This is a genomic window from Chryseobacterium binzhouense (assembly GCF_007474545.1).
In the GTDB taxonomy this organism is placed as follows: Bacteria; Bacteroidota; Bacteroidia; order Flavobacteriales; family Weeksellaceae; genus Chryseobacterium; species Chryseobacterium binzhouense.
Map to the genome: position 1 here is coordinate 1 of NZ_VKOG01000012.1, position 2,733 is coordinate 2,733.

General features: G+C 28.9%; 5 protein-coding genes. All 5 read right to left on the minus strand.

Going from position 1 to position 2,733, the window contains the following annotated elements; genetic code table 11:
• Positions 1-151 precede the first annotated feature (151 nt).
• Positions 152-520: a hypothetical protein gene (locus FNE73_RS16605; RefSeq protein WP_143885673.1), complete on the minus strand. Its 369-nt coding sequence runs from the start codon at positions 518-520 to the stop codon at positions 152-154.
• Between the two features lie 5 nt (positions 521-525).
• Positions 526-663, minus strand: coding sequence for a hypothetical protein (locus FNE73_RS16795; protein WP_185147376.1), 138 nt, complete (start codon positions 661-663; stop codon positions 526-528).
• 184 nt (positions 664-847) lie between these two features.
• A complete protein-coding gene (locus FNE73_RS16610) occupies positions 848-1,246 on the minus strand; it encodes an RHS repeat domain-containing protein (RefSeq protein WP_317129891.1) in 399 nt (132 codons plus the stop codon).
• A gap of 29 nt (positions 1,247-1,275) precedes the next feature.
• On the minus strand, positions 1,276-1,797 hold the full coding sequence (locus tag FNE73_RS16615; RefSeq protein ID WP_143885675.1) for a hypothetical protein: 522 nt from the start codon (positions 1,795-1,797) through the stop codon (positions 1,276-1,278).
• Positions 1,751-2,733, minus strand: a 983-nt coding sequence (locus FNE73_RS16620; protein ID WP_143885676.1) for an RHS repeat-associated core domain-containing protein, incomplete at its 5' end; no start/stop codon positions are given. The genes FNE73_RS16620 and FNE73_RS16615, both read right to left, overlap by 47 nt.

Genomic DNA, 2,733 nt, shown 5'->3' on the forward strand with positions numbered 1-2,733 from the left:
TGCACAGTTCCAAAGAGCTTCTTCACTTTCACTCCGTCTGCTCTGTAAGTGTAATTAGTCACCACAGAGTTCTGAGTAATCTGCTTGGTAAATTTACAAAACTATATTATCAAAAAGAAGAACCATTTAGATTACACATTTTTGATTAAGTTTATTTTCTCAAAATATAAATGTAATCATTATCTGATAGTTTTAATTCTTTTTTAATCATATTTAATTGATAATTATATTTATTATTATATGTTGATAGAAATTTGTCTTTTTCTTTTCTTTTATTTATAATCAAATATTCATTGTTGAGGCACCAATTAAACTTAAACTTTCTACTGCCTATGATATATTTTCCTGTGTTTTTTGTATTAAAATTTATTTCATGACATGTATTAAAATTTACTGTTAAACCGTCTTTCTTACTTATAATCTTACAAATTGTCCAAGTACCAATAAGACCGTCATAACTTGACTCTAAATTATTTTGAAATAAAAATAATATTAATATAAAAGAATTTAGTATTTTCATAATATTTATTCAGTATGATTAGGATTTAATTGTCGCAATTTTTTACCTGGAATCTGGGCATTTACTTTGTTTTCATTATCAACAGCATTACCAGTATTAGTTCCAACGGCTGCTGGGATAGCATGACCAACTAATTCATGCATAACTATATCAGCGGATGTTTGTTTTAATTTTTTTCCGGAAGTGTCTTTTTCATCTTTATTACCATTTCCAGATACAATTACTTCTATAGATCGTGATCCACTTGAACTACTTTTAACTAAACTAACTCCTCCTCCGGCATCTTTATCGGTATCGTATTCAATACCATTTATTTTATATTTTTTGTCAATTCTGATAAGAAATTTTATCAGGATCTCTTATTGCTAAAAGTAATTGATCTCTATATTCAACAGATTTTTTATCTTTTGTTTCGTTTAATGATACTATCTTTAAATTACCTTTTTTATCAACATCAAAATTCCCTTTTGCCAAAGAATTTATATCTTTTAAAATATTCTTTCTATCTTCAAATTTAGGTATAACGATACTATCGCCCATTATATCAATATATTTAATAGGATTATTTGCTGCATAAGAATAAACAGATTTATCAAAATACTTTTCAGAAAATCTATCTAGACGATTAAATCGACCTATGTCAGGTAAATATTGACGCTGTCCATAATCATACATGCCTGTCTCTTGTAGCTCCTTACCGTTGTACTTGTAATTGTAAATATTTATATTAACGCATTATTCAATATTAATTAACATTAGTCTGGAAAGTAAGGGATTAAAATAGGTTCATAATCATTTGTATTTTTTATAAAGGGATATCTTGCATGAGCAGAAGCATTAGTATGATTATAATATTGTAATTTTATAAAGCCTATGTAAAAAGATTTGATTTTCTCATTTAATTCTAAAATTATTGTATTGCCTTCCTCTTTTCTAAAAGTGTAATTATAATTTTCCTCTTCGTAATTTGTTTTTTTAATATCTCGAAAAATTTCATAAAGAAAGTTGTCCTTATCAAAAAGAAATGCTTTTTTCTTAGTGAATAATTTATTAAGATTCTTTTGTTTGTCATAATCCTCTTTTTCAACTACAAAGATGCCAACTTTGTTACTATTAGGAACAATAATTATAGGATTTTTAAAAGTTATCAACTTATTAGTTAAATAATAATCCTCGAATTTCTGTGAAAATAAGAAGTTTGACAGAAATAGGAAAAATAGTACATATAAATTATTCTGTAGGTGTAGCTTTGACTTTTCCCTTTTTAAAGTTTTCATAATCTTTATCGGTTTTTAAATTACTATTTGTTGTATCAATAATTACACTATTAGGATTTCCTGGTATTTTGGTTTTATCACTTGCTTTATTAGGATTCGCTGTGTTACCGTCAAAATAACTTAAGATATCTTGTATGTAAGTAGAATTAATAGTATCTCCACTTTCTGTAGTATGTGTCATAATATCACTGGAAATTGCTTGATCATCACTAAGTCCTAATGTATGTCCCACTTCGTGTCCTCCCGTATCATCACTTGAAGTTGATCTTACAGTTATCTTTTTGCCATTTATTGTTATCCCATCAGTAGTTGACTTTTCACTTTTCATTCTATCATTATCAACTGCGAAAGAATTTGCAGTTCCAGATTTATCAGTATCTAATGCGTTTTTTAAATCGCCTTTTGCTGTAGATTTTACTTCTGTGGCAGTAAGTTTAAAAATTACTTTAAGAGATTTTTGTAAGCCATTTGAGTCTTTATAATTATAAGAATAATTACCACTTGTCTTGTTCCATTTTGTAATTGCTCCATTCGCAGCTTTCATATCTCGACTAAGTGCATAATAATTTCCTGTTATAGTTATTGTTCCTCTTTTCATGTCTACACTCATACCAAAGTCTCTACCGTCATAATCGACAAACAGTGCAGGATTGTTTCCCACATAGATGTAAGGTGACATTCTTGTATATTTCTCCGAAAGCGGATCTACGACACCCCATCTCCCAATATCCGGCATATAAAATCTTGCCCCGTAATCGTACATTCCGGTCTCTTGGAGTTCTTTGCCGTTGTACTTGTACTTATAAGCATTTGCATTATTAGCCTGAACATTATGATCAAACAGCATCCCAAAAGGATAATAGGTGTTGTTGGCAACAATCTCCCCCGGAATAAAATATTCGTTACAGATATCATAACCATAGCCTGAAGGTGTAC